This window comes from Streptomyces sp. PH9007, from assembly GCF_059813725.1.
This window is the reverse complement of sequence record NZ_CM187440.1, coordinates 5,211,394-5,231,242: the sequence shown is the minus strand read 5'-3', so window position 1 is coordinate 5,231,242 and position 19,849 is coordinate 5,211,394. Positions and strand designations below refer to the sequence as shown.

Below are 19,849 nucleotides of genomic sequence, written 5' to 3'. Positions count from 1 at the left end.
GGGCCTGGCAATCCGGCGAGCCGGACATATCATCGGTTGACATGCCATACCTCACGTTCCGTCTGTCGCGCAGGCTGCGTCACATCCTCGGCTGGTCCCTGGCCGGGCTGCTGGTGGTCGCCGCAGGCACGGGGTTCTGGCTCTACCGCCAGATCAACGGCAATCTGCGCAGTGTCGACATCAACGCCGAGCTCGGCGAACAGGACCGGCCGCAGCCCGACCCGGAACAGCCCGCCCAGGACATCCTCGTGCTCAGCGCGGACTCCGAGGCCGGCCGGCAGTCCGCCATGGTGGTACATCTGCCCGACGACGGCGGCGCGGTCACCGTCGTCGCCCTGCCGGGCGACGCCCTCGTGCCCCGGCCGCACTGCGCCGGAACGGACGGGCAGGCGGCCGGCGGGGAACTGGAGTTCGGGGACATCTACGCACTCGGCGGCCCCAGCTGCGTGGTCCGCAGCGTCGAGAAGATGAGCGACATCCGGATGGACCACTATCTGGAAGTCGATTTCGCGCGCTTCGGTCAGCTCGCCGACGCGGTCGGCGGAGTGACGCTCGACCTCCCCGAGCCGGTGTACGCGGCGGACGGCGGCCTCGTCCTCGACAGCGGCACCCACACCCTCAGCGGCGCGCAGGCGCTGGAGGCCGCGCGCGCCGCGCAGCCGGCCGAGGGCGACCCCGAACTGCGCGAACGGATGCTGCTCGCGCTGCTCACCGAGGTCGACTCGGAAGGCATGCTCTCCAGCCCCGCCAAGCTCTACCGGCTGGCGGACGCCGCCACCAAATCGCTGACCACCGACGCGGAGCTGGGCTCGCTCACCGACCTGCTGGACTTCGCCCAGCGGCTGAGCGGGGCGAACACCGGCGAGCTGCGCACCGTCGCCCTGCCCGCCCCCGGCGCGGCGGCCGACAGCGTGTGGGAGGCACTGCGCACCGGGGCCCCGGTGGAGGAGGACACCGCCGGACAGGCGCCGTGACACCGGCCCCAGGAGGGCGGCCGGGAAATCCCCCGGTGCGCGGCGATGAGTTCCGCGCTGCGCCCGGGTCTGTACTCACGAGGGCCGCACCGCGGCACCACGACCGCACGATTCAGGAGGCAACGGCCATGGCCAACACGAACATCTTCGTCAATCTCCCGGTCCAGGATCTCGACCGGTCCAAGGAGTTCTACAAGCGGCTCGGGTTCACCCAGAACGAGCAGTTCTCGGACGAGAACGCGGCCTGCTTCGTGATCGAGGAGAACAGCATCTACGTGATGCTGCTGGTCAAGCCGTTCTTCGCGAAGTTCACCGACAAGGAGCTCGCGGACACCGAGCGGACCGCGGCGGTCATCACCGCGCTGTCGGCCGACACCCGGCAGGGAGTGGACGACCTGGCCGACCGCGCCCTGGCGGCCGGCGGGAAGCACTCGAAGGACCCGATGGAGGAGGGCCCGATGTACGGGCGCAGCTTCCAGGACCCCGACGGTCACCTGTGGGAGGTCATGTGGATGGACCCGGCGGCCCTGCAGAACGGCTGACCGGTTCACCCGCGACGGGAGGCGGGAGGCTCGCGGTGGGACCTTTCGAAGGGCCTCACCGCGAGCCTCCCGAACGGCTCAGGCCCCGGCTCCGGCCGGGTCGTAACGGCCGTCGACACGCGCCACCAGACCGGTGACCTGCCGGGCGATGTCCGGGCCGGTCAGCCCGATCTCGGCCAGGATCTCCTTGCGGGAGGCGTGGTCCAGGAAACGCTCGGGGATGCCGAAGTCGCGCAGCGGGATGTCCACGTCGGCGTCGCGCAGCGCCTGCGCGATCGCCGAACCGACACCCGCGGAGCGGCTGTTGTCCTCGACGGTGACGACCACCCGGTGCTCGGCCGCCAGGCCGGGCAGCGCCGCGTCCACCGGCTTGACCCAGCGCGGGTCCACCACGGTGGAGGTGATGCCCTGCTGCTCCAGCAGCGCCGCCGCCTCCAGGGCGACGGGGGCCAGCGCGCCGATGGACACCAGCAGCACATCGGGGCGGTCGGTGCCGGCGTGCCGCAGCACGTCCATGCCGCCGACGGTGCCCACGGCGGGCACGTTCTTGCCGACCGAGCCCTTGGAGTAACGGACCACGGTGGGCGCGTCGGAGACCTGCACCGCCTCGCGCAGCTGGCGGCGCACCTCCTCGGCGTCGCGCGGGGCGGCGATCCGCAGCCCGGGCACCACCTGGAGGATCGACATGTCCCACATGCCGTTGTGCGAGCCGCCGTCGGTGCCGGTGACTCCGGCGCGGTCCAGCACGAAGGTGACCCCGAGCTTGTGCAGCGCCACGTCCATCAGCAGCTGGTCGAAGGCGCGGTTCAGGAAGGTCGCGTACACGGCGAACACCGGGTGCAGTCCGCCGGTGGCCAGGCCGGCGGCGGAGACCGCGGCGTGCTGCTCGGCGATGCCGACGTCGAAGACCCGGTCCGGGAACTCCTCGGCGAACGCCTGGAGGCCGACGGGCCGCAGCATCGCGGCGGTGATGGCCACGATGTCCTCGCGCTCGCGGCCGAGCTTGACGATCTCCTCGCCGAAGACGGAGGTCCAGTCGGCGCCGGGGGCGGCCACCGGCAGGCCGGTGTCCGGGTGGATGACGCCCACCGCGTGGAACTGGTCGGCCTCGTCGTCACGGGCGGGCTGGTAGCCGCGGCCCTTCTCGGTGATGCAGTGCACGATCACCGGGCCGCCGAACCGCTTGGCGCTCTTGAGGGCCGATTCCAGGGCGGTGATGTCGTGGCCGTCGATGGGGCCGACGTACTTCAGGCCGAGGTCCTCGAACATGCCCTGCGGGGCGATGACGTCCTTGAGGCCCTTCTTGGCGCCGTGCAGCGTGTCGTACAGCGGCTTGCCGACCACCGGGGTGCGGTTGAGCATCTCCTTGCCGCGGGCCAGGAAGCGCTCGTAGCCCTCGGTGGTGCGCAGCGTGGCGAGGTGGTTGGCGAGGCCGCCGATGGTCGGGGAGTACGAGCGCTCGTTGTCGTTGACGACGATGACCAGCGGGCGGTCCTGGGCGGAGGCGATGTTGTTCAGCGCCTCCCAGGCCATGCCGCCGGTGAGCGCCCCGTCGCCGGTGACCGCCACCACGTGCTGGTCGCGGCCGCGCAGCTCGTTGGCCTTGGCCAGGCCGTCCGCCCAGCCCAGCACCGTGGAGGCGTGGCTGTTCTCGATGATGTCGTGCGGGGACTCCTCGCGCGAGGGGTAGCCCGACAGACCGCCCTTGGCGCGCAGCCTGGAGAAGTCCTGGCGGCCGGTGAGCAGTTTGTGCACGTAGGACTGGTGCCCCGTGTCGAACAGGATCGAGTCCGCCGGCGAGTCGAAGACCCGGTGCAGCGCGATGGTGAGTTCCACGACGCCCAGGTTGGGGCCGAGGTGGCCGCCGGTTCTGGCGACGGACTCGATGAGGAAGGTGCGGATCTCCTGAGCCAGCTGGTCCAGCTGCTCCGGAGTGAGCCCGTCCAGATCGCGCGGTCCCGTCAGACGGGTCAGCAGCGCCACCGTTCCTCCTAGCTGTCGAGCGTTCGACGGTTCAGCCTGATGCCGGTACGTCAAGCAGTTTATGGTCCCCTGCCCGCAGGCAGGGGTCCCAGTATGCGAGATACGTCACCGGGCCCCGGGGGTGATCGTCCATGGGGCGTACCGACCGCGCAGAGCCCGGTGATGATCCGCTCACCTTACGGCGTCAGGTGCGCCCCGCGGTGCGCTGGGTGCGCCGGGACACGGAGTCGAGGACGACCGCCAGCAGCAGCACCGCGCCGGTGATCATGTACTGGATCTCCGCGGCCATGCCCAGCAGGTTCAGTCCGGTGGTGATGGACTGGATCACCAGGGTGCCCAGCAGGGCCGACCACACCCAGCCCCGACCGCCGAAGAGGCTGGTGCCGCCGATGACGGCGGCGGCGATGACGTTCATCAGGAGGTTGCCCGAGCCCAGGGACTTGGACGCGCCGCCGGCCTGCGCCGCCCAGAACAAACCGCCGAGAGCGGCCAGCGAGCTGGCGATGGTGAAGACGGTCATCCGGACCCGGACGACGTTGATGCCGGCCCGGCGGGCGGCCTCGGCGTTGCCGCCCACCGCGTAGATCTGCCGGCCGTAGGTGGTGTGCCGCAGGACGAAGTGGCCGGCGAACAGGATGCCCAGGAAGATCACCAGGGCCAGCGGCAGGCCGCGGTGCTGGTTGAGGGTGTACGCGACGGTGAAGGAGGCCAGCGCCACCAGCGCCCCGCGCAGCACGATCTCGGCGACCGGGCGGGTGGCCAGGGCGGCGCGCTCGCGGCGGCGCTCGGTGCGCAGCAGGGCCAGGACGTAGCCGGCGGTGATCAGCGCGGCGAGCCCGTACGCGAAGGCGATGTCCGAGAAGTAGTGCGTGGTGAAGTCGCGCACCAGGGAGTCGCGCGGGATGTTGATGGTGCCCTCGTTGCCCATCACCCAGATCTGCAGGCCGCTCCAGCCGAGGAAGCCGGCGAGGGTGACCACGAACGCGGGCACGCCGATCTTGGCGAAGAAGAAGCCGTGGAGGGTGCCGACGGCGGCACCGGCGGCGATGGCCAGGGCGATGGCGAGCAGGTCGTGCACGCCGTGGGTGACGGACAGGACGGCCCACAGGGCGGCGGACAGGCCGGCCATGGAGCCGATGGACAGGTCGATCTCGCCCAGCAGCAGCACCAGCACGATGCCGACCGCCATGATGCCGGGGCCGGCGATGTAGACGGAGATGTTGCTGAGGTTGCCGGGGGTGAGGAAGGTGCCGGTCTGGATCTCGAAGACGACGGCGATGATGATCAGGCCGACGACGACGGGCAGCGAGCCGAGTTCGCCGCCGCTGATCCGGCGGCGGAACTCGGTGAGGTAGCCGGCCAGGCCGCGTTCGCGCACCAGCAGCCGGGGGTCGGGGGCGGGCTGGGTCATCGAATGCCTCCGAGGAGACTCCCGGCTTCGGCCGGGAGAGGTATTGGACGTCCCGCGAAGCACGGTTCCCTCACGGTGTGTAGGTGCGTCCGTACGGGTGGTAGGGTCGTGGTGTCCGGGCGGTGATAACCAAGCCGTCCGGGCCTACCTCCGGGCTGGAGGGATGTCAGGTCTGTGGAGCTGGCGTAAGACCGATGGTTGGCACTCCAACCCCTGCCGTTTGTGCGGGTCGGCTGCTGTCGATGAAGCAGAAAGCTCAACCCGCGAGGGGTGAATCTCCTGCTTCGGATGAGGAGAGAGGTCAAGACTGTTCCTCCTGCGGCCGCTCGTCCGGCTCGGGCGTGGCGAGGCGGTCGCGGCGGCGGCTGACCGCGTTGTCGGCGGCGCCGGTGATGGCGGCGATGATCGTCTCGTGCGAGGTGCCGGACACCGGGAAGACCCCGTTGTTGCGGCCCAGGCGCAGCACCGCCACCCGGTCGGCGACGGCCTGGACGTCGGCCATGTTGTGGCTGATGAGGATGACGGCGAGGCCGCGTTCGCGCAGCCGCTCCACCAGGTCCAGGACCTGGGCGGTCTGTTCGACGCCGAGGGCGGCGGTGGGCTCGTCCAGGATGACCACCTCGGGCGAGCCGACCAGGGCCCGGGCGATGGCGACCACCTGCCGCTGGCCGCCGGAGAGCGAGGCGACCGGGATCCGCACCGAGGGGATGCGGATGGAGAGGGTGTCGAGCAGCTCGCGGGAGCGCTGCTCCATGGTGACGTGGTCGAGCATCCCGTGGCGGCGGATCTCGCGGCCCAGGAAGAGGTTGGCGACCACGTCGAGGTTGTCGCACAGCGCCAGGTCCTGGTAGACGGTGGCGATGCCGAGTTCCTGGGCGTCGTGCGGCCGGGTGATCCGCACCGGCTCGCCGCGGAAGAGGAGTGCGCCGGAGTCGATGGGGTGCACCCCGGCGATGGTCTTGACGAGCGTGGACTTTCCGGCACCGTTGTCGCCCACCAGGGCGGTCACCTCGCCGGGGCGTATCTCCAGATCGACGTCGGTGAGCGCCTGTACGGCGCCGAACCGCTTGGAGACACCGCGCAACTCCAGTACGGGGGCGGCGGTCATGTGAGGGTCGTTCTCCTTGGTGATGGGGCCGGGCGCGGGTGCGGCCCGGCCCCGGGTGAGGATGAGGCGGGTACGGTCAGCCGATGCCGGCGGCGGCGCAGGCGTCGGCGTAGTCCCGGGTGCAGATGGCCTCGGGGGCGTAGAACTCGTCCGCGATGACCGTGTCGTTGATGTTCTCGACGGTGACCGTGACCGGGGTCAGCAGCGCGCTGGGCACGCCCTCGGTGGTGGGCGAGTCGATGGCGTCCGGGGTGAGGTCGGAGAAGTCCTCGCCGCGCAGCACCCGGACCGCCACCTCGGCGGTCAGCTCACCCTGCGGGACGAGCGCCTTGTAGATGGTGAAGGTCTGCTCACCGGCGATGATCCGCTGGAGGCCGGCGAGTTCGGCGTCCTGGCCGCCGACCACGAGGTCGTGCAGGTTGGCGGCGTGCAGGGCGGTGATGATGCCGGCCGCCATGCCGTCGTTGGCGGAGTACACCGCGTCGATGGCGTCGCCGCCCAGGGACTCCACCGCGCCGGTGACGTCCTCGTTGGCCAGGGCGGCGTCCCAGCCGTCCACGTCCGACTCGTAGACGATGTCCACGACCCCGTGCAGGACCTCGTGGGCGCCCGCCTTGAACATGGCGGCGTTGGGGTCGGTGGGCGAGCCATTGATCATCACCACGCCGGCGCCCTCGGCGTCGTCGCCCAGCGCCTCGATGAGCGCCTGGCCCTGGAGCCGGCCGACCTCGAAGTTGTCGTAGGAGACATAGGCGGCCACGTCGCCCTCGGCGAGCCGGTCGTAGGCCACCACGGGAACGTCCTGGGCGGCGGCCTCCTCCACCCACGAGGCGGTGCTCGCGGAGTCCACCGCGTCCAGGATGATCACGTCGACGCCCTGGGTGAGCATCGCGTCGAACTGCTGCTTTTGGAGCGCCGTGTCCTCGTTGGCGTTGTTGTACTGGACCTTGCAGTCCGGACACAGCTCGGCGATCTTGCCCTCGATGGACGGCCGGTCGAAGGACTCGTAGCGGGTGGTGGAGTTCTCCGGCAGCAGCAGTCCGATGGTGCCGGACTCCTTGCCCTCCCCACCGCCCTTGCCGTCGCCGTCGCTTGAGCCACCGCCGCCGCCCGCCTCGCCGCAGGCGGTCAGGGCCGCCGCAAGACCGAGGGACACGATGCCCACGGCTATCGGGCGCAACTGCATACGCATGATGTTCTCGCCTCCCTGTCCCGGCTGCCACGGTGCGGCCGGTGTCGGCGCAAGAGATAACTCCGCGAATTCGCCGCCGTCAATACTTAAAACAGGCATCTCGCAAAACGATACGGATTCGCCGTCCGGCCCGTGGGCGTGGTTTCAAGAGGTGAACGCGTGTTGCCCGTTCGGGCGATTTTCCGGCCTTCTTCTGTGGTTTTCCGGACCGCTTTCTCAGTGGTCCACCAATGCCGCGTCGCCCACTTCGCTCAGCGCCAGGGCCAGCGCGCCGAGAACTTCCGCGCGCCCGCCGAGCGCACCGGGGACGAGGGTGAGGTTACGGGCGGCGGAGGGGATCGAGTAGCGGCTGACCGAATCGCGGATCGGGGTGAGCGCGACCTCGCCCGCCTCGGCCAGATCGCCGCCGAGCACGACCCGGGAGGGGTTGAGGAGGTTGCACAGATGGGCGACGCCCGAGCCGATGTGGCGGCCGATGTCGGCGACCACCCGGCGGCAGCCCGGATCCCCCTCGCGGGCCAGTTGCACCACCCGGCGCATCGTCAGATCGGGGCCGTGGCTGGCGTGCAGCAGCGGCAGGACGTGGCGGGCTGCGGTGAAGGTCTCCAGGCAGCCACGGTTGCCGCAGCGGCACACCGGGCCCGATTCGTCCAGGGTGATGTGGCCTATCTCCCCGGCGGTGCCGCCGGGGCCCCGGTAGATGCGGCCGTCCATGACCAGGCCGGCACCGACCCCGGAGGCCACCTTGATGTAGGCGAGGTCGTCGCAGCCGCGCCCGGAGCCCCACACGAGTTCGCCGAGCGCGCCGAGGTTGGCGTCGTTGTCGACATGGACGGGTACGCCGGTCCTGGCGGCGAGTTCCTCGCGCGGGTTGGTGCCGCGCCAGCCCGGCAGGATGGCGGTGGAGCCCAGGATGCCGGTCGCCACGTCGATGGGCCCTGGCACGCCCAGGCCCATGCCGAGGATCTTGGCCCGGTCCACCCCTGCGGTGCCCAGCAGCCGGGACACCAGCTTCTCGGCCCGGTCGAACCCCTCGGCGGCGGAGGCGTCCACGTCGAACGGCTCGGCCTCCTCGGCGAGCACCTGGTGGGAGAGGTTGCCCACGGCCACCCGCAGATGCGAGTGGCCGAAGTCGATGCCCACCACGATGCCGGCGTCGGCGGCCAGCGAGACGCTGCGGGCCCGGCGGCCACCCGCCGAGGTGGTGCGCACCTCGACGTGCCCGCCGTCCTTCAGCTCCCGCACGATATTGGACACGGTGGCCGCCGACAGTCCCGTGGTCCGGGCGATGTCCGCCTGGGTCAGGGCTCCGGCGGTGCGCACCGCGCGCACCACCCGTTCCAGGTTGGCACGGTGCAGTGACGACTGCGACCCCGGAGTCTGCACGGCTCACGCTCCCCTTGTCTCACCGCCCGCGTACACTATTTGACCGCATGCGGGGCCGGAGGGGAAGCGGCCGGTTACCGCACGGCTCCTGCGGTCAGGCCGGACTGCACCTGCCGCTGGAAGGTCACGTAGACCACCAGGACCGGCAGCATCGCCATCGAGACGCCCGCGTACAGGGCTCCCCAGTCGCCCTCGTACTGCTGTTGCACCATCAGGGCGGCCAGGCCCTGCGGGAGCACCGCGTCCTCCGGGGAGCCGATGTTGAGCACCTTGGGCAGCACGAACTGGTTCCACTGACCGAGGAAGTTGAAGATCCCGATGCTGATCAGCCCCGGTTTGGCCATCGGCATCATGATCTGGAAGAAGATCCGGGTGTGGGAGGCGCCGTCCAGCAGGGCGGCCTCCTGGACGGCGCCGGGCAGGGTGCGGAAGAAGGACACCAGAAAGAAGACGGTGAACGGGAGGGAATAGGCGATATAGACCAGGATCAGGCCCTGCCGTGTGTTCAGCAGTCCGAAATTGTCGAGGACGAAGAACAGCGGCACCAGGGCGAGAAAGACGGGGAACATCAGGCCGCCGGTGAACAGCAGATGCACCGCCCGGTTGCCGCGGAAGTCGTAGCGGGCGATCACATAGGCGGCCATCGCGCCCAGCAGCATGGTGCCGGTGAGCGAACCGGAGAGGATGATCAGCGAATTGAGGGTGTAGCGGCCGATGTTGGCGGTGGTCCAGGCGTTGGTGAAATTCTCCCAGTGCAGCGCGGTGGGCAGCCCGAAGGGGTCGGAGACGATGTCCACGTGCGGGCGGAGGGCCGCCAGCAGCACCCAGATGAGCGGGCCGGCCGCCAGCAGGGTCCACAGCACCAGGAAGGAGTGGGCGAAGACATTGAGCGCCCCGCCCTCGGTGCGGCGGGTGTCGCCGCGGGTTCGGCTCATGGTCTGAGGCTCCTTCACAGCTCGATCCGCTCCCTCCGCGCCAGGCGCATCATGAGGCCGGCGAACAGCAGGGTGACGGCGAACAGCACGACGCCGACGGCGGTGGCGTAGCCGGCCTGGCCGTCCCGGAACGCCTTGTCGTACAGGTAGCTGGGCAGCACGTCCATGCCGTGTTCGGGGACCATGATGGAGACCAGCGCGAAGGCGTCCAGGGCCTGGATGCCCATGTAGATCCAGCCGGTGCGCACGGTGCCCCAGGTCAGTGGCAGGGTGATGCGGAAGAACGTCACCGGCCGGGTCGCCCCGTCCAGCAGCGACGCCTCGTAGATCTCGTGCGGGATCGAGCTCATCGCGGCGGAGAACAGCACCACGTAGAAGCCGACGAAGGCCCAGCACAGCACCGCCAGGACGCAGAACACGGCGAATCTGCCGCCGAGCCAGTCGTTCTGCCGCAGCGAGTCCAGACCGACCGTGCGCAGCCCCTCGTTGAGGATGCCGCTGCGCGGTGAGTAGATCCGGGACCAGATCACGGCGATGATCGCGATGGACAGCACCTGCGGGAAGAAGTAGAAGATCTTGTACAGGCGGGTGCCGGCCACCCCGGCGATCGCCTGGCCGCCGCGCCTGCGCCCGCCCGCGTTGAGCATGAAGGCGAAGAACAGGCCCAGCGACAGGGTGATCAGCGGGGCGAGCACGAGCAGCAGCAGGCTGTTGCGCAGCGCATCCCAGAACTTGGCGTCGTTCCACAGCCGTTCGTAGTTCTCGGTGCCGGTGAAGGTGAACTCGGCGCTGTAGCCGGTCCAGTCGGTCATCGAGTAGAAGAACGCCTGGGCGAACGGCGAGACCACGAAGACCGCGAACACCAGCACCGGGGCGGCCAGGAACCAGCCGATGAAGCGGTACTGGTCGATGGTGCGGTAGTGCCGGCTGCCGCGTATCCGCCGCGGGGTCAGGCGGGGCGGCAGGAAGAGCGCCGCCCCCAGCAGCAGCCGGTCCCCCCACCCCATCAGATGTGCTCGAACTTGACGAGGGAGTCGTCCGCGGCGGCGGCGTCCGCCGCGCGCTGGCAGCGGGTGATCGCCTCGTCGGGGTCGATGTCGCCGGCCATCATGGCGGCGATGGCGCCGCCGATCTCCTCGTTGTTGAGCTGCCGGTACCAGTCGGGCATCCGCGGGGTGACGAGGTGGTCGCCCGCGGCGGTCAGGGTGTCGTTGGCGGAGGTGAGGCCGGGCGGCAGGTCCAGGCCGTCGACCGAGTCGCGGACGCAGGTGAGGGAGGACACCAGCTGGGTGAAGTTCCGGGCGGACTCCCGGCCCAGCATGATGCGCAGGAACTCCATGCCGCCGGCGACGTTGGCGGCGTCGGAGGGGACGAAGAAGGGCTCGCCCGGGGAGGCCCAGATGGTCTCGAAGGGCATGGCGTCGGAGGCGTCCAGCGAGGTGGGCGGGCCGACCGCCATGTCGAAGTCGGCCGGGGTGTTCTTGGCGGCCTCGTTCTCCACCCAGGAGCCGTTGGGGATGAACAGGGCGCGCCCGGCGCACCATTCGTCCTGGGACTCCTCGTGGCTGAGCCCCGGGCTGCCCTCCAGCACGTAACCGCGCGCGGTCAGTTCGTGGTACGCCTCGAAGGCGGCGCGGACCGCCTCGTGGCGCCAGGCGTTGGGCTCCAGGTTGTCGATGGCGCGCAGCACGTCGGCGCCGCCGATTTTGGCGATGAACGGGTACAGCGTGAAGTTGAAGTAGTACGGGTACTGCCCGGCGTACGTCCAGCCGGCCATGCCGGCGCGCTTGGCCTTCTCGCAGACCGCGATCATCTCGTCCCAGGTGCGCGGGTACTCGGCGTCCAGGCGGTCCAGGGCGGTGCGGGAGTACCACTGACCGTATACGTGGTAGGCGTAGTTGATGCGGTAGACGGCCTGGGTGCCGAACTGGCCCATCTCCACGGTGCCGGGCTGCAGGGTGTCGCGGACGGTGACGGACGGGTCGTCCAGCGAGGGGGCGTCCAGGAGTTCGGTGAGGTCGTGCACCTGGTCGTTGCGGATGAGCGCGGCGATGTCCATGGCCTCGGCGCCGGAGTTGTCGATGACGTCCGGCGGATCGCCCTTGACCATGCGCGGCTGGATCCGGGACTGGATCTCCTGGGTCTTGACGTGGGTGACGGCGCCGAAGCGCTCCTCGTAGAGCTTCTCGGCGTCGATGGCGTACTGGTCGCCGAAGCCGCCGTCGAAGATGACGACCTCGATCTCGCCGTCGGGGTGGGCGCCCAGCGGGTTGTCGGCGGTGGGGTCGACGCGTTCCACGTTCGTGTTGCCGCCGCTTCCGCTGCCGCCGCTGGCACAGGAGGTCAGGGCGCCGAGCGCGGGGATGCCGAACAGGGAGGCGGCCGCGGTACGGGTCAGCAGGGTGCGGCGGCCGACGTACCGGGGGTGGGGGGTGTGCGGACTGTGCGGACGTGACGTCATGGCTCAAGTCCTCGCCTTCATACGGAACTCGGGCGGCGGGCCCCGCCCGGGTGCCGACAGGTATAGTCCAATCGCCGCGGCCGGGGAAGGTCGCCAACGGTGCTTGTGGGAAGGCTTTTCCGAGTTGAGATCTGCGGGATACACGCGAAAGGGCCGCCCTTCCCCCGATCGGGGGGAAGGACGGCCCGTCGACGCGTGGCCCTCGTGGGTCACTTGCGCAGCAGCGACCTCAGGACGTACTGCATGATCCCGCCGTTGCGGTAGTAGTCCGCCTCGCCGGGGGTGTCGATCCGCACGGTGGCGTCGAACTCCACGCCGGTGTCCGTGGTGACCTTGACGGTCGCCGGGACGCGGCCCTCGTTCAGCTCGGTGACCCCGGTGAAGGAGAAGGTCTCCTCGCCGGTCAGCCCCAGCGACTCGGCGCTGGCGCCGGCCGGGAACTGGAGCGGGAGGACGCCCATGCCGATGAGGTTGGAGCGGTGGATGCGCTCGTAGGACTCGGCGATGACGGCGCGCACGCCCAGCAGCGCGGTGCCCTTGGCGGCCCAGTCGCGGGAGGAGCCGGAACCGTACTCCTTGCCGGCCAGGATGGCCAGCGGGGTGCCGGCGGCCTGGTAGTTCTGGGAGGCGTCGTAGATGAAGGAGACCGGCCCGTCCGCCTGGGTGAAGTCGCGGGTGTAGCCGCCCTCGGTGCCCGGCGCGATCTGGTTGCGCAGCCGGATGTTGGCGAAGGTGCCGCGGATCATCACCTCGTGGTTGCCGCGGCGCGAGCCGTAGGAGTTGAAGTCACGGCGGGTCACGCCGTGCTCCGTGAGGTACTTGCCCGCCGGGGTGTCGGCCTTGATGGCGCCGGCCGGCGAGATGTGGTCGGTGGTGACCGAGTCGCCGAGCTTGGCGAGCACCCGGGCGCCGGTGATGTCGGTGACCGGGGAGGGGTCCATCGTCAGGCCCTCGAAGTACGGGGGCTTGCGGACGTAGGTGGACTCCGGGTCCCACTCGAAGGTGGAACCGGTGGGGATCGGCAGGGAGTTCCACTGGGCGTCGCCGGCGAAGACGTCGGCGTAGCTCTGGCCGAACATCTCCTGGCCGATCGCGGACGCCACGACGTCCTCGATCTCCTTCTCCGTGGGCCAGATGTCGGCCAGGTAGACCGGCTTGCCCTCGGAGTCGGTGCCCAGCGGCTCGGTGGTGATGTCGATCTTCATCGAGCCGGCCAGCGCGTAGGCGACCACCAGCGGCGGGGACGCCAGGTAGTTCATCTTGACGTCGGGGTTGATCCGGCCCTCGAAGTTGCGGTTGCCGGAGAGCACCGAGACGACGGCGAGGTCGTTGTCGTTGACCGCCTGCGAGATCTCCTCGGGCAGCGGGCCCGAGTTGCCGATGCAGGTGGTGCAGCCGTACCCGACGAGGTTGAAGCCGAGCTTGTCCAGGTACGGGGTGAGGCCGGCCCGGTCGTAGTAGTCCATGACGACCTTGGACCCGGGCGCCAGAGTGGTCTTGACCCAGGGCTTGCGGGTGAGGCCGCGCTCGACCGCCTTCTTGGCCAGCAGCGCCGCGCCGACCATGACGGACGGGTTGGAGGTGTTGGTGCAGGAGGTGATGGCGGCGACGGTGACGGCGCCGTGGTCCAGCTCGAAGGTCGAACCGTCGGCGGTGGTCACGGTGACCGGCTTGGAGGGCACACCGTTGGAGACGGCGGGGGCGTCGGAGGCCGGGAAGGACTCCTTGCCCGCCTCGTCGATGTCGGCGGCCGCGACGTAGTTGCGCACGTCCGCGCCGAACTTCTGCTTGGCGTCGGCCAGCGCGATGCGGTCCTGGGGGCGCTTGGGGCCGGCGATCGAGGGGACGACCGTGGCCAGGTCCAGCTCCAGGTACTCGGAGAAGACCGGCTCATTGTCGGTGTCCAGCCACAGGCCCTGCTCCTTGGCGTACGCCTCGACGAGCGCCAGCTGCTGGGCGTCGCGGCCGGTGAGCCGCAGGTAGCTGATGGTCTCCTCGTCGATCGGGAAGATCGCGGCGGTGGAGCCGAACTCCGGCGACATGTTGCCGATGGTGGCGCGGTTGGCCAGCGGGATGGAGGAGACGCCCTCGCCGTAGAACTCGACGAACTTGCCGACCACACCGTGCTTGCGCAGCATCTCGGTGATGGTGAGCACCAGGTCGGTGGCGGTGGTGCCGGTGGGCAGCGCGCCGGTGAGCTTGAAGCCGACCACGCGCGGGATGAGCATGGAGACCGGCTGGCCGAGCATGGCCGCCTCGGCCTCGATGCCGCCGACGCCCCAGCCCAGCACGCCCAGGCCGTTGACCATGGTGGTGTGCGAGTCGGTGCCGACCAGGGTGTCGGGGTACGCCTGGCCGTTGCGGACCATGACGGTGCGGGCCAGGTGCTCGATGTTGACCTGGTGGACGATGCCGGTGCCGGGCGGGACGACCTTGAACTCGTCGAAGGCGGTCTGGCCCCAGCGCAGGAACTGGTAGCGCTCGCGGTTGCGGCCGTACTCCAGTTCCACGTTCTGCTGGAAAGCTTCGGGGGTGCCGAACTTGTCGGCGATGACCGAGTGGTCGATGACCAGCTCGGCGGGGGCCAGCGGGTTGATCCGGGCCGGGTCGCCGCCCAGCTCACGGACCGCCTCGCGCATGGTGGCGAGGTCCACCACGCAGGGCACGCCGGTGAAGTCCTGCATGATCACCCGGGCGGGGGTGAACTGGATCTCCTGGCTGGGCTGGGCGTTCGGGTCCCAGGAACCGAGCGCGTTGATGTGCTCGGCGGTGATGTTCGCCCCGTCCTCGGTGCGGAGCAGGTTCTCCAGGAGCACCTTGAGGCTGTACGGGAGGCGGGCGGCGCCCTCCACCTTGTCCAGCCGGAAGATCTCATACGACTCGTCGCCCACTCGCAGCGTGGCGCGGGCGTCGAAGGTGTTGGCCGACACGACTTTCTCCTTCAGGGACCCTACTAGATATCTCGATGTCGAGATAACTCTAGTACATCGGGCCTGGACCCACACGTTGAGGGGCCCGTGTTGAGCGGACCCGGCGCGGACACGCCGAAGAGGCGGCCGGTCGGGGCCGCCTGAAGGCTGCGGAGAAGGGTGCGTGGGGGTCGGCGCGCTACAGGCCCGTCCTCCCCGTCGCCCAGTACGGCTGGGTGCGGATGGTACGGCGGTCCAGGCCGTGGGCGGTGCGCAGCAGATCGCGCTGGGCCTGGACGGACTGGCCGTGCCCGGCGAGATACACGGCGTCGGGGGCGAGCCGCGCCACGGCGTCAGTGGCGCCGGTCAGCCACCCGGCGAGCGCGTCACCCGGCTGCGGCCCTGCCGCCAGCACCACTGCGCTGGGCAAGAGTTCAGCCACCACGGCGCGGCCGGGCTCCTCGACCTCGATGACCGCGAGCAGCTCGGCGCCGTCCGCGCGGGCCCGGTCGGTGAGCGAGACCAGCAGCCCGGCCGTGGAGGCGTCGCCCAGGGCAAGCACCCGGCGCGGCGCGTCCCAGCGGAAGCCGCGCGCCGAGGCCAGCCCGCACCAGGTGACGGCGTCCCCCGGCGCCAGTGCCTCCACCATGGCCAGGCCGGGGGCGTCCGGCTGCCCGTGGCGGTGGAAGAGGACGGTGGCACGGCCGGCGGCGGGATCCAGCGTCTCGGGGGTGTAGTGCCGGAAGTCGTTGGCGGCGATCCGGAAGGCGGTGACGTCGCAGGGCCCCGGCTCCACGGCCCGCAGCCCCTCCCCCGCGAAGGCGATCCGCAGCAGCCCTTCACCGACCGGCTCGACCGCGTCCACCCGGGTGACGAAGCCCCGCCGTTCCGCGTAGTCGGCGAAGAACTTCGGGATGCGTGCCATCGATGATCTCCCGCGGTCGGCCGGACAGTGAAAGGAAGGTTAGCCTAACCTAACTGTCTCGGCGACGCCCGACCCCCCGATCCGGGCACGCGCCGGCGTTTCGCCGGGCCATGGCGGGCCTCTCACCCGAATGGCCCCCGCCCGGATGCCTCATCTCATATCTGAGATAGGGTCGCTCACATGACCGATGACTACCTCGCCCGGATCGGGCAGCTCATCCGGGACGCCCGCCAACATCGTGGCTGGACGCAACTGCAACTCGCGGACGCGCTCGGCACTTCGCAGAGCGCCGTTAACCGGATCGAGCGAGGGAACCAGAACATCAGCCTTGAGATGATCGCGCGCATCGGGGAAGCCCTCGACAGCGAGATCGTCTCCCTCGGATACGCCGGGCCGATGCATCTGCGGGTGGTGGGCGGACGCCGGCTCTCCGGGAGCATCGACGTCAAAACGAGCAAGAACGCGTGCGTCGCCCTCCTGTGCGCCTCGCTGCTCAACTCCGGCCGCACCGTGCTGCGACGGGTGGCCAGGATCGAAGAGGTCTTCCGCATCCTGGAGGTCCTCAACTCCATCGGCGTCCGCACCCGCTGGATCAACGGCGGCGCCGACCTGGAGATCCAGCCCCCGGCCCAGCTCGACCTGAACGGCATGGACGCGGACGCGGCCCGCCGCACCCGCAGCATCATCATGTTCCTGGGCCCGCTGCTGCACCGCGAGACCCACTTCAAGCTTCCCTACGCGGGCGGCTGCGACCTGGGCACCCGCACCATCGAGCCGCACATGACGGCGCTGCGCCGCTTCGGTCTGGAGATCACCGCGACCGAGGGCATGTACCACGCCACGGTCAACCGGCAGATCAACCCCGAGCGCCCGATCGTCCTGACCGAGCGCGGCGACACCGCCACCGAGAACGCCGTCCTGGCCGCCGCCCGGCGCGACGGCGTCACGGTCATCCGCAACGCCTCCTCCAACTACATGGTCCAGGACCTGTGCTTCTTCCTGGAGGAACTGGGCGTCCGCGTCGAGGGCGTGGGCACCACCACCCTCACCGTGCACGGCGTGCCCGACATCGACCGCGACGTCGACTACTCCCCCTCCGAGGACCCGGTCGAGGCCATGAGCCTCATCGCCGCCGCCGTCATCACCGAATCGGAACTCACCATCCGGCGCGTCCCGGTGGAGTTCCTGGAGGTCGAACTGGCGGTCCTGGAGGGCATGGGCCTCAACCACGACCTCTCCGCCGAGTACCCGGCCGACAACGGCCGCACCCGGCTCGCCGATCTGACCGTGCGCCCCTCCAAGCTGGAGGCGCCCATCGACAAGATCCACCCGATGCCGTTCCCCGGCCTCAACATCGACAACGTGCCGTTCTTCGCCGCCATCGCGGCCTCGGCGCACGGCTCGACGCTCATCCACGACTGGGTCTACGACAACCGCGCCATCTACCTCACCGACCTCAACCGCCTGGGCGGACGCCTCCAGCTCCTGGACCCGCACCGCGTCCTGGTCGAGGGCACCACCCGCTGGCGCGCCGCCGAGATGATGTGCCCGCCGGCCCTGCGCCCGGCGGTGGTCGTCCTCCTGGCGATGATGGCGGCCGAGGGCACCTCGGTACTGCGCAACGTCTACGTGATCAACCGCGGCTACGAAGACCTGGCCGAACGCCTCAACTCGGTGGGCGCCCAGATCGAGACGTTCCGCGACATCTGACTGGCGGCTGCCCCCGCGCCCCGTCCGCTCTCCAGACGTCTGGACGCGTGTGCGGGGACCACGGCTGCCAGTCGGGGGCGTCGGCGCTGCCCATGGGACCATCCCCGCGTGTGCGGGGAGCACGCTGAGGGCGGCGTACACCCGCACCATGCGGCGGTCGTCCCCGCACCTGCGGGGGTGTTCCCTCCGCTTCCGACCGCGCCCGCCCGATCGCCTCGTCGTCCCCGCACCTGCGGGGGTGTTCCCCTCGGCGATCTGCTCCGCGACGGCAGGGGATGGTCGTCCCCGCACCTGCGGGGGTGTTCCGAGACCGGCCCCCGGGAGTCTGCGCAGGTGAAGGTCGTCCCCGCACCTGCGGGGGTGTTCCCGAGCCCGACGCCAGCGCTGCCGAGCTGATGTCGTCGTCCCCGCACCTGCGGGGGTGTTCCGGGATACGACGCGACCGCCATCCAGTTCTTCGGTCGCCCCCTGGGGAATTCCCTGATTCCTACGCAGTCAAGGCTGGTTTAGGGTCCAGCACCGGTCACCGGGCGCTAACGTGCGCCTCTTGGCTGTCCGGGCCCGGGGTTTCCGGGCGGCGGGCAGGCCGAGCCGTCTGTTCAGTGCTGGGCCGCGAACCGTACGAATGGGGCCCAGGCTGGGCGGCTGATGGTGAAGGGCGCGCGGGTGGTGTCCTTGGAGTCCCTGACGTGGACGGTACGTTCGGCGATCGCGATCTCCACACAGTCGTCGCCCTGCGTGCCGCTGTAGCTGGACCTGAACCAGGCGAGTTCTTTCGCACCGCTGCTCATAGTTCTCCTCGCAGTCGCTCCAGCAGGTCCCGCGATTCGTTGGGGTTGAGGGCCTGCGAGCGCAGTGTGTCATAGCGTCGGCACAGCACACTCATCTCTTTCAGGTCGGAGATGAGCCTCCCGTTCTGTTGTCCCTCGGAGTACCCGAGTCGCCGCCCCTCAGCGGTTTCCAGGATGCGCATGGGTCCGTCCAAACAGCCGTGAAGCTCTGCCTCCAACGGCACCACCTGCAGGGTCACGTTGCGGGAGGCGGTGAGGTCCAGCACGTGGTCGAGCATGGATGACTGCACCTGTACTCCGCCCAGCCTGCGCCGGAAGACAGCCTCCTCCACGATGAAGTCGAATGGAACGGTGGGCCTGTCCCGCAACATGTCTTGTCGCGTCATGCGAGCCGCGAGCTGTGCCTCTGTCTGCTCATCCGTCAGCAACGGAATACTGTTGTGAAACACCGCCCGTGCGTACGTCTGCGACTGCAACAGCCCCGGCACCAGTCGACATTCGTACGTGCACAGGCTCACCGCCTCCCGTTCCAGGCGTGCCCAGCGGCGGAACCATGCCGCCAACCCGGCCTCCCCCCGGGTGAGGTGGCGGGCGGCGCGGCGGAGGGCGCCGGTGTTGCCGAGGGCTTCTTCCGCGCGTTCCACGAACGCCTCGTCGGGCATCCGGCGGCCCAGTTCCACGGATTCGACGGTGTGCCTGGAGTACCGCACCCGTTCGGCGAGTTCGACGCGACTCAGTCCGGCGTGTTCGCGCAGGGCCTGGACGACCGCGCCGAAGGTGCGGAGACTGTCGGAGGGATGGGGTTCGCGTTCGTACTCCCCCGCCGGAGCCGGGAGTTCTCCCGCGACCGTGGCCGGGGCCTGGTTGTCTTCGGCGATGTCCATGCGCCGCCTTCCTCTCCGCGCCGCTCCGCGACGTGCTCCGAGCGCTCTCCCACGCGCCTCCAGCCTGATGACACCGCCCGCGTACTGTCCACTCCGCGTGTGCGTACGTTGACGCCGTGTACGGGGCGAAGGGATCGCGGACGCGCGGAACGGCCGCCAATCTGGCGGCATGAACCGAGCGACTCCACACGTCGGCACCTCCGTCCGTACCTCCACCCAGCTGTTCTCGTCCACCTGGCGCGGGGCGCGGCTCGCGCGGCTGCTGGGTGTGGATGAGCTGCGGTGCTGGGGCGCGCCGGAGGATCTGGTCGAGCGGGCCGAGATCGTCATCGCGGAACTCGCCACCAACGCCGTGCTGCACGGCCGGGTGCCAGGACGGGACTTCCGGCTCGGGATGGTCTTCGCCCCTGCGGCCGGCTGTCTGCGAGTCGAGGTCACGGACGCCCGGGGGGATGTCTTCCCGCAGGCTCCCCCGGCGTGTGCGACGGTCGATGAATTGCTGCCGTCCGGGCGTGGTCTGGCGCTGGTCGCGGCGCTCAGCGATCACTGGGACGCCGTTCCGTATCCGCCGAGTGGGAAGACGGTCCGGGCGGTGCTCTCGACGCGAGGGGATGGTGGCTGACGCGCGCCCGCCGGGC

General features: G+C 70.1%; 16 protein-coding genes and 1 CRISPR repeat array. Of the genes, 4 read left to right on the top strand and 12 right to left on the bottom strand.

Annotation, left to right across the window (positions count from 1 at the left end; translation table 11 throughout):
- Window positions 1-41: 41 nt before the first annotated feature.
- On the top strand, window positions 42-974 hold the full coding sequence (locus ACTFAP_RS24095) for an LCP family protein (RefSeq protein WP_500467364.1): 933 nt from the start codon (window positions 42-44) through the stop codon (window positions 972-974).
- A 128-nt stretch (window positions 975-1,102) separates the two neighbouring features.
- Window positions 1,103-1,516 (top strand): VOC family protein, encoded by a 414-nt coding sequence (locus ACTFAP_RS24090; RefSeq protein WP_390121701.1) that lies wholly within the window; start codon window positions 1,103-1,105, stop codon window positions 1,514-1,516.
- 78 nt (window positions 1,517-1,594) lie between these two features.
- Here ACTFAP_RS24090 and dxs read toward each other — a convergent pair whose 3' ends face one another.
- The 10 genes from dxs to ACTFAP_RS24040 form a co-directional block, all read right to left on the bottom strand.
- On the bottom strand, window positions 1,595-3,499 hold the full coding sequence (dxs, locus tag ACTFAP_RS24085) for a 1-deoxy-D-xylulose-5-phosphate synthase (protein WP_390121700.1): 1,905 nt from the start codon (window positions 3,497-3,499) through the stop codon (window positions 1,595-1,597).
- A gap of 184 nt (window positions 3,500-3,683) precedes the next feature.
- Window positions 3,684-4,910, bottom strand: a complete 1,227-nt coding sequence (locus tag ACTFAP_RS24080) for a sugar ABC transporter permease (protein WP_390121699.1) — start codon at window positions 4,908-4,910, stop codon at window positions 3,684-3,686.
- A 301-nt stretch (window positions 4,911-5,211) separates the two neighbouring features.
- Entirely contained in the window at window positions 5,212-6,018 is an 807-nt protein-coding gene (locus ACTFAP_RS24075) for an ATP-binding cassette domain-containing protein (RefSeq protein ID WP_390121698.1), read from the bottom strand.
- A gap of 76 nt (window positions 6,019-6,094) precedes the next feature.
- Window positions 6,095-7,210 carry a substrate-binding domain-containing protein gene (locus ACTFAP_RS24070; RefSeq protein ID WP_500467363.1) on the bottom strand — a complete coding sequence of 372 codons (1,116 nt, stop codon included), beginning with the start codon at window positions 7,208-7,210 and terminating at the stop codon, window positions 6,095-6,097.
- Window positions 7,211-7,426: 216 nt separating this feature from the next.
- Window positions 7,427-8,596 (bottom strand): ROK family transcriptional regulator, encoded by a 1,170-nt coding sequence (locus ACTFAP_RS24065; RefSeq protein WP_390121696.1) that lies wholly within the window; start codon window positions 8,594-8,596, stop codon window positions 7,427-7,429.
- Window positions 8,597-8,670: 74 nt separating this feature from the next.
- Window positions 8,671-9,531 carry a carbohydrate ABC transporter permease gene (locus ACTFAP_RS24060; RefSeq protein WP_390121695.1) on the bottom strand — a complete coding sequence of 287 codons (861 nt, stop codon included), beginning with the start codon at window positions 9,529-9,531 and terminating at the stop codon, window positions 8,671-8,673.
- A 14-nt stretch (window positions 9,532-9,545) separates the two neighbouring features.
- Window positions 9,546-10,538 (bottom strand): carbohydrate ABC transporter permease, encoded by a 993-nt coding sequence (locus ACTFAP_RS24055; RefSeq protein WP_390121694.1) that lies wholly within the window; start codon window positions 10,536-10,538, stop codon window positions 9,546-9,548.
- Window positions 10,538-11,992: an N-acetylglucosamine/diacetylchitobiose ABC transporter substrate-binding protein gene (ngcE, locus tag ACTFAP_RS24050; RefSeq protein WP_500467362.1), complete on the bottom strand. Its 1,455-nt coding sequence runs from the start codon at window positions 11,990-11,992 to the stop codon at window positions 10,538-10,540. The genes ACTFAP_RS24055 and ngcE overlap by 1 nt, the downstream gene beginning before the upstream one ends.
- Window positions 11,993-12,201: 209 nt before the next feature.
- A complete protein-coding gene (gene acnA, locus ACTFAP_RS24045) occupies window positions 12,202-14,922 on the bottom strand; it encodes an aconitate hydratase AcnA (protein ID WP_500467361.1) in 2,721 nt (906 codons plus the stop codon).
- A 178-nt stretch (window positions 14,923-15,100) separates the two neighbouring features.
- Window positions 15,101-15,826, bottom strand: a complete 726-nt coding sequence (locus ACTFAP_RS24040; RefSeq protein WP_500467360.1) for a siderophore-interacting protein — start codon at window positions 15,824-15,826, stop codon at window positions 15,101-15,103.
- 180 nt (window positions 15,827-16,006) lie between these two features.
- On the opposite strand from ACTFAP_RS24040, the gene ACTFAP_RS24035 reads away from it, so the two are divergent.
- On the top strand, window positions 16,007-17,536 hold the full coding sequence (locus ACTFAP_RS24035; RefSeq protein ID WP_030730432.1) for a helix-turn-helix domain-containing protein: 1,530 nt from the start codon (window positions 16,007-16,009) through the stop codon (window positions 17,534-17,536).
- Window positions 17,537-17,692: 156 nt separating this feature from the next.
- A CRISPR array of direct repeats spans window positions 17,693-17,964; the repeat unit is 28 nt; unit sequence GTCGTCCCCGCACCTGCGGGGGTGTTCC.
- 171 nt (window positions 17,965-18,135) lie between these two features.
- On the opposite strand, the gene ACTFAP_RS24030 is transcribed toward ACTFAP_RS24035, so the two are convergent.
- Together ACTFAP_RS24030 and ACTFAP_RS24025 are read right to left on the bottom strand one after the other, a co-directional pair.
- Window positions 18,136-18,327, bottom strand: a complete 192-nt coding sequence (locus tag ACTFAP_RS24030; RefSeq protein ID WP_500467359.1) for a DUF397 domain-containing protein — start codon at window positions 18,325-18,327, stop codon at window positions 18,136-18,138.
- Window positions 18,324-19,211: a helix-turn-helix domain-containing protein gene (locus ACTFAP_RS24025; RefSeq protein WP_500467358.1), complete on the bottom strand. Its 888-nt coding sequence runs from the start codon at window positions 19,209-19,211 to the stop codon at window positions 18,324-18,326. The genes ACTFAP_RS24030 and ACTFAP_RS24025 overlap by 4 nt, the downstream gene beginning before the upstream one ends.
- Before the next feature lie 169 nt (window positions 19,212-19,380).
- Between ACTFAP_RS24025 and ACTFAP_RS24020 the strand changes: the two genes are divergently transcribed.
- Window positions 19,381-19,833 (top strand): ATP-binding protein, encoded by a 453-nt coding sequence (locus ACTFAP_RS24020; RefSeq protein ID WP_500467357.1) that lies wholly within the window; start codon window positions 19,381-19,383, stop codon window positions 19,831-19,833.
- The last annotated feature ends 16 nt before the right edge of the window (window positions 19,834-19,849 follow it).